The 7,230-nt window shown below is 33.1% G+C and carries 9 protein-coding genes; 5 read left to right on the top strand and 4 right to left on the bottom strand.

Annotated features, from left to right (window positions below):
* Nucleotides 1-249: 249 nt before the first annotated feature.
* The 4 genes from QZZ53_RS16275 (at nucleotide 250) to QZZ53_RS16290 (ending at nucleotide 4,587) form a co-directional block, all read left to right on the top strand.
* The gene (locus tag QZZ53_RS16275) at nucleotides 250-657 is read left to right on the top strand and encodes a hypothetical protein (protein ID WP_296386655.1); all 408 of its coding nucleotides are present in this window, start codon (nucleotides 250-252) and stop codon (nucleotides 655-657) included.
* A gap of 2 nt (nucleotides 658-659) precedes the next feature.
* On the top strand, nucleotides 660-1,187 hold the full coding sequence (locus tag QZZ53_RS16280) for a nuclear transport factor 2 family protein (protein ID WP_296386657.1): 528 nt from the start codon (nucleotides 660-662) through the stop codon (nucleotides 1,185-1,187).
* 405 nt (nucleotides 1,188-1,592) lie between these two features.
* Nucleotides 1,593-3,500 (top strand): DEAD/DEAH box helicase, encoded by a 1,908-nt coding sequence (locus tag QZZ53_RS16285; protein ID WP_296386659.1) that lies wholly within the window; start codon nucleotides 1,593-1,595, stop codon nucleotides 3,498-3,500.
* 277 nt (nucleotides 3,501-3,777) lie between these two features.
* On the top strand, nucleotides 3,778-4,587 hold the full coding sequence (locus QZZ53_RS16290) for a carboxypeptidase-like regulatory domain-containing protein (RefSeq protein ID WP_296386661.1): 810 nt from the start codon (nucleotides 3,778-3,780) through the stop codon (nucleotides 4,585-4,587).
* Between the two features lie 3 nt (nucleotides 4,588-4,590).
* Here the strand turns inward: QZZ53_RS16290 and QZZ53_RS16295 are convergent, their stop codons facing one another.
* The 3 genes from QZZ53_RS16295 to QZZ53_RS16305 are packed head-to-tail and all read right to left on the bottom strand — an operon-like array spanning nucleotide 4,591 to nucleotide 6,086.
* Entirely contained in the window at nucleotides 4,591-4,953 is a 363-nt protein-coding gene (locus tag QZZ53_RS16295) for a VOC family protein (protein ID WP_296386663.1), read from the bottom strand.
* Nucleotides 4,954-4,972: 19 nt separating this feature from the next.
* Nucleotides 4,973-5,392, bottom strand: coding sequence for a VOC family protein (locus tag QZZ53_RS16300; protein WP_296386666.1), 420 nt, complete (start codon nucleotides 5,390-5,392; stop codon nucleotides 4,973-4,975).
* A 37-nt stretch (nucleotides 5,393-5,429) separates the two neighbouring features.
* Nucleotides 5,430-6,086, bottom strand: coding sequence for an RNA methyltransferase (locus tag QZZ53_RS16305; protein ID WP_296386668.1), 657 nt, complete (start codon nucleotides 6,084-6,086; stop codon nucleotides 5,430-5,432).
* Between the two features lie 125 nt (nucleotides 6,087-6,211).
* On the opposite strand from QZZ53_RS16305, the gene QZZ53_RS16310 reads away from it, so the two are divergent.
* Complete coding sequence (locus tag QZZ53_RS16310; RefSeq protein WP_296386670.1) at nucleotides 6,212-6,889, top strand: NAD-dependent deacylase; 678 nt, start codon at nucleotides 6,212-6,214, stop codon at nucleotides 6,887-6,889.
* A 23-nt stretch (nucleotides 6,890-6,912) separates the two neighbouring features.
* Here QZZ53_RS16310 and QZZ53_RS16315 read toward each other — a convergent pair whose 3' ends face one another.
* Nucleotides 6,913-7,113, bottom strand: coding sequence for a helix-turn-helix transcriptional regulator (locus QZZ53_RS16315; protein WP_296386672.1), 201 nt, complete (start codon nucleotides 7,111-7,113; stop codon nucleotides 6,913-6,915).
* Nucleotides 7,114-7,230: the final 117 nt, after the last annotated feature.

Below are 7,230 nucleotides of genomic sequence, written 5' to 3' on the forward strand. Positions count from 1 at the left end.
CAAAAAAGGTTTGTATTTACATGCCTATTCTTTAAAATTTATACATCCATTTACAAATGAAGAACTCTACATAAAAGATGAATTACTTCAAAGATTTAAAAAAATATTTAATCAATTAAAGTAGCGAAGACAATTGATAACAAAGAACTCAATTAAAAAATTCAGCAATTTTAAGCTACTTGTAAAAACCCAAAATAACCTCTCAAGATTTTTTATTACCTTAAACCCACTAACTAATCATTTATTATCATGAAAAACGTATTAGCAACAATCGTTGGGATTATTATTGCAGGTGTAACAGTACACATTTTTGAATCTGTTATAGGTCATAACTTATTCCCTCTGCCAGAAGGTGCAGATCCATCGAATATGGAATGGATAAAAAATAATATGGATAAAATACCTGTTGGCGCAAAAGCCTTTGTTGTTATTGCACATTTTTTAGGTATAACCGTTGGTATGCATGTCGCTGCTAAGATTTCTAAGACAAGTATGATACCATCTTATATTGCTGGTGGACTAATGCTTGTAGCAACTTTTGCAACTATATTTATGCTACCTAAAGAATTATGGTTTACTATCGCAGATAGTATATTAGCAATTGCAGGATTCTTTATTGGAAAATCTTTAGCTCAGAAACAAATTACAACCAACTAGATATGCTAAAAAAAATAAGCATCATTATAGTTATTTTGACTTTATATACAATTCCATGTAAAGCTCAAAGTTTGAATAATTTAAAAGCCATCAATACTATTTGGTCTAAATTTTATGAAGCTTTTGAAACACTAGATTATACACTAATGGCAGAAATACATGCTAAAGATTTAATACGTGTTTCTGGAGGTAAACGTATTTTAGATTACGACACTTACATCAATAATTACAAATCTGGTTTTAAACGTGATAAAAAAGTAAACCAAACAAGTAACATTTCACTTCGGTTTTTTGAGCGTATCAATAATAACTCAACTGCAAGCGAACGAGGTATCTATAAATTAATCAGAAACAAAGGCACCGAAAAAGAACAAGCCTATTATGGACAGTTTCATGTGATATTCAGAAACACTAATGGAAAATGGAAAATCACTATGGATTATGATTCTACAGAATCTAACACCATCGGAGAAGATGACTACAACAAAGCCTATGCAATAGATGATTTTGATAGGTTTATTAAGAATTAATTATCGATACATTTTACACAAACTCAAAATACCCGAACAAAGAATATAGATCCTTAATTGTATTTTAAAAAGAAATATAGAATGTCACTTCGAGTGAAATTCCCTTTTTGGAATTTTGTATCGAGAAGTATTTGAAATCACTAAGGTTCTAAATACGCTTCTCATAAACTCTAAACATTAGAGTAGATATCATAATCTTTTAACTTTTATCACTAGAATTTTCAGATAAAATAGCAATACCAGAAAATCCAATTAAATAACATACCTTTGCAAACTGAAACTCAGAACACCGAGTTTACAAATTCCTCAGAGTGAGGATGTGTTACCTAGAAGTTTAAGTGTTTAGTATGTCGATTCGCTTCTTTTGTGACACCAACAGAACATAATCGAATACAATACACAAGAATGAGCACATTCCAAGATTTAGGTCTTAATGAAGATCTTTTACGCGCTATTACGGATTTAGGTTTCGAAAAACCGAGTGAAGTACAAGCAAAAGCAATCCCACTTTTATTAGAAGAAGACAAAGACTTAGTGGCTTTGGCACAAACTGGTACAGGTAAAACTGCGGCTTTCGGATTTCCGATGTTGCAAAAAATAGATGTAGATAGTAGAACTACTCAAGGTTTAATCTTATCTCCTACTCGCGAACTTTGTTTACAAATCACAAACGAACTTAAACTTTATGGTAAATACTGTAAAGGTTTAAATGTTACTGCCATTTATGGTGGAGCAAGTATCTCTGATCAAGCAAGATCTGTAAAACGTGGAGCACAAATCATTGTAGCGACTCCAGGTCGTATGAAAGATATGATTAGCCGTAACATGGTTGACATTTCTAAAATACAATACAGTGTTTTAGATGAAGCTGATGAGATGTTAAATATGGGTTTCAAAGAAGATATCACTGATATTCTTTCTCATACACCAGATGATAAAAGCACATGGTTATTCTCTGCAACAATGCCTAGAGAAGTTGCTTCGATTGCGAAAAACTTCATGTACGATCCTATTGAAATTACAGTAGGAAACAAAAATGAAAGCACAAATCAGGTATCTCACGAATACTATTTAGTAAATGCTAGAGATCGTTACCAAGCCTTAAAGCGCTTGTCCGATGCTAATCCAGAGATTTTCTCTGTAGTGTTCTGTAGAACAAAACGCGATACGCAAAAAGTAGCCGAAAACTTAATTGAAGATGGTTACAATGCAGGTGCTTTGCATGGTGATTTAAGTCAGAATCAACGTGATTTAGTGATGAAGTCGTTTAGAAACAGACAAATACAAACATTGGTTGCAACAGATGTTGCTGCTCGTGGTATTGATGTAGATAACATTACACACGTTATACATTACCAATTGCCAGATGAACCAGAAATATACACACATAGATCTGGTCGTACAGGACGTGCTGGTAAAACTGGTATCTCAATGGCTATTGTTTCTAAAAGTGAAGTTAGAAAGATAAAAAGCATCGAGCGAATTATAAAAAAACAATTCGAGAAGAAAGAAATTCCTTCTGGAAGTGACATCGTTGAAGTACAATTAATGGCTTTAGCTAATAAAATTCATACCACAGAAATTAATCACGAAATTGATAAGCATCTTGAAAGTATCAACGAATTATTCGCAGATACTGAAAAAGACGAATTAATCAAAAAATTCTTCTCTGTAGAATTTAACCGTTTCTTTAACTATTACCAAAAATCGAAAGACTTAGGTGTAGTTCAATCTAGAGATTCTGATAGAGATGGTGGAAGAGACTATGGAAGATCATCTAACGACACACGTTACTTTATAAATATTGGTAGTAAAGATGGTTTTGATTGGATGAAGATGAAAGACTTCTTAAAGGAGCAATTAGAGCTTGGACGTGATGATGTTTTTAAAGTAGATGTAAAAGACAGCTTCTCATTCTTTAATACAGAAAATGAATTAAAAGAAAAGATACTAGCCTTCTTTACTGATTTTAAACACAATGGTCGTTTTGTTAATGTAGAAGTTAGCGAAAACAGAGGAGGTGGAAGTCGTGGAGGCCGAAGCGGAGGAAGAGGTCGCGGAGGAAATGATAGACGCTCTGGTGGTGGAAGTCGTAGACGCGATGATAAACCAAGAGGAGATAGACGTTCTAGTGATAGAGGAGATAGAAGATCTAATGACTCTAGAGGTGACAGACGCTCATCAGGTTCTGGAAACAGAAGCGATAGACGACGTTCGGATGATAATAGAAGTGACAGACGTTCTAGTGACAGACGTTCAGAATCTAATGGTTCTGGATCTGATAGACCAAGACGTTCTCGAAGAAGAGATTAAACAGCAAAGCTGCTGTAAATTGTAATAAAACAAATCCCAAAACTTTAAGTTAAATCTTAAGTTTTGGGATTTTACTTTTAAATCTGAGTCTCAAATTTATTCCTTGTCAGACTAAACTTATTTCAGTTTCTTAAAATTATTTAAGATTCTGAAACAAGTCCAGAATGACATAATTTTAAGTATTAATTTAGACTACTTGTTAATATTTAGTCAAATCTACAATAGGCATATGTTAAAATACGTTTTGTTTATTACCTTTACATCGTAACAATTTTTAATGAGATATCTACTTATTTTATTTTTATGTTTTACTACGGTTAAGGGCTATAGTCAAGACAGCACTGCCACAAAAATTCCGACTAAGGTTAAGGGAACAATTATTAGCTCTACCACTGAAGGCCCATTAAGTGAAGTAAATATTGTAAATATTAATCAGGTTAAAGGTGTCGCTACAGATGATAACGGTGAGTTTCAAATCAGTGCTAAAGCAAATGACACTTTACATTTATCATATCTAGGTTACAAATCCATAAAAGTTAGAGTTACTAATGACTGGCTAAAGTTTGGCAATACAGAAATTGTAATGACCGAATTAGCACTTGCTCTTGAAGAAGTGACTGTAAAACAACTAGAGTTAACTGGTTATCTAGAAGTGGATATGAAACAAGTTCCAATTCAATCTAATAATCGTTATAGAATCTCTGGTTTATATGGTCAAGGCTACGAAGCTGGGAAACCTAATATCGCAACAAAGGTACTAGGTGCAATTTTCAATCCTGCAGATTTCTTATACAATATGTTTGGCAAAAAGCCTAATGAGATGCATAAGTTAAAGAAGATGAAGGAAGATGATGAGATTAGAAACCAACTTGCTAAACGTTTTGACAGAGAAATGCTATTAGTATTATTACAAGTTAACAAATTCGATTTAGATGAAATTGTTAATCAATGTAACTATTCTAAAGACTTTATAAATACTGCTAATGATCTTCAAATATTAGATGCTATCAGCGAATGTTATGAAGAATATAAAGTCATTAAAAGAAGTAAAGACCGAAAAAAAGGTAGAAAGAAAGGCAAAGCTTAATGTCTATGTGTTAGAATGTAATGCGACTCTATTCCCTTCAGAATCTATAAACACTCCCATACAACCATGATCATCTGAGATTTTGGTTTTTTCTTGATAGATTTTTCCTCCAGCTGCTTCTACTCTATCTAATTCAACTTGTACATCATTTGACATAAAATACACCAAAGTGCCTTTTTCACTCGGAATATATGATTCCTGTTTTACTAAACTCCCTGTTGCTCCATACACACCATCATTATCAGGAAACCAGCCCATTAAAGTGCCACCGAAATCTTGAACTTTAATTTTAATTTGAAAAACAGTTTCATAAAACTTTTTTGCACGATCCATATCGTCTACCGCAATTTCAAACCAACCTACCATAGCTATATATTATATACGATTAAACTGCATCTTTTCCATGAGGAGTACTTACCATCCATTGTACACCAAACTTATCTATAACACTACCAAATTTTCCGCCCCAAAATACGTCATTAAAAGGCATGGTTACTTGACCACCTTCCATTAAACCAGAAAAAATAGCATGCCCTTGTTCTTCATCATCAGCTGCAATACTTACATGAAAATTATTCCCTTTATTTAAAGGTACATGAAAACCGTCTGAAGCTTTTAACTCACATCCATTTCCAAATATCATTGTAACATGCATTATTTTATTCTCTATTTCAGGCTTATTATATTCTGGCGGACCGTCTTTGTAACGCATCATTACTTGGATTTCGCCATCAAAAACATCTTGATAGAAGGTCATTGCTTCCTCGCAATTACCATCAAAAGAAAGATAGACATCACATTTCATGTGTATAGATTTTAAGTTAGACTATTAAGTTACAAAATTATGGTGTATCGTAAAAACGCTCTACAATAGCATCGTAATCTTTTATAGTCTTCTTAATCCAATCAAAACGTTTTTCTATAAGTTCTTCTTCTGTCAATTGCCATTTAATATCAGATTTTCGTAATTGCGCAGTGACATGCTGAAGAATAATTGCTGCAGACACAGAAATATTCAAACTCTCGGTAAAGCCAACCATTGGAATTTTTAAAAAGCAATCCGCTTCGTCAATCACATGTTGTGACAGCCCTTCCGTTTCCCTACCAAAAAAGAAGCATGACTTTTTAGATATATTAAAATCAATTAAATCACAATTCTCTACGTGAGGAGTTGTTGCCACAATTTGATAGCCATTAGCTTTTAAATCTGTAATACAAGATTTAGTTGTGTGATAACGATTTAAATCTACCCACTTTTGAGCTCCCATTGCAATTTCTCTATCAATACTTTTAGAGTTAACTTCTTCTACTATATTAACTTCTTGTACACCAAAAACATCGCAAGATCTCATCACAGCACTTGTATTGTGTAATTGATATACATCTTCTGTAGCAACGGTAAAATGTTTGGTGCGTTGCTTCAAGACTTTTTGAAACCGATCTCTACGATGATCTGTAAGGAAAGTTTCTAAGTATTCTAGAAGTTTTAAGTCTGGCATGATTCAAAAATACGGAATGTCATTACGAGGAACAAAGTGATGTGGTAATCTTTCAAAATTTAGTTTCAATCTAAAAGATTGCCACGCTACGCTCGCAATGACAGTATATTTTATATTTTTAGATTATGAAAAAACACATTGTCGTATTAACAGGAGCTGGTATAAGTGCAGAAAGTGGTATTAAAACCTTTAGAGATGCAGATGGGCTTTGGGAAGGACATGATGTTATGGAAGTAGCATCACCTGAAGGTTTTGCACGCAACCCAGAATTGGTTTTAGATTTCTATAATCAAAGACGAAGACAACTAAAAGATGTAGAACCCAACCAAGCACATAAATATTTAGCACATCTTGAAAATGATTTTAAAGTTACCATAATCACTCAAAATGTAGATGATTTGCACGAACGCGCAGGTAGTACTGATGTAGTACATCTTCATGGTGAATTACTAAAAATAAGAAGTACAGGAAACTATAATAACATCAGCGTTTGGACAGAAGATATTAACCTTGGAGATACATGCGACAAAGGCTATCAATTACGTCCACATATTGTTTGGTTTGGAGAAGATGTCCCAAAAATTGAAACTGCTGTTAAAATATGCTACGCTGCAGATATTCTTGTTATAATAGGTACAAGTATGCAAGTCTATCCTGCAGCAAGCTTAATTGATTATGTACAACCAAATACTACCATTTATTATATTGATCCAAAACCAGCTATTAACAATGATGGTAAAGTGACCGTTATAGCCAAATTAGCAACCGAAGGCATGAAAGACCTTATAAACATGCTAAAATAAGTTGTACTAATATTATTATTACACTAATCATTTTCACTCAATTTAAAAAAGTCATTTACTGGTTTACTAAACACTTCCGAAAGTTTTAATGCTAAAACCGTTGAAGGCACATATCTATTAGCTTCAATAGAGTTTATAGTCTGACGAGAAACACCAATTCGCTTTGCCAAATCATCTTGTGTTAAACTCAAAATGGCGCGTTCTACTTTTATAGTATTTTCCATTATCTGTAACGTTTTAAGTTATGATAAAACATCAGCTGAATCATTAACATAAATAACAATACTTGAAAATCACCTAAATCTTTAAAACTTTCACCTCCAGAATGCACAGCATTAGAT

The sequence above is a fragment of the Winogradskyella sp. genome, from assembly GCF_016744625.1.
Taxonomy (GTDB): domain Bacteria; phylum Bacteroidota; class Bacteroidia; order Flavobacteriales; family Flavobacteriaceae; genus Winogradskyella.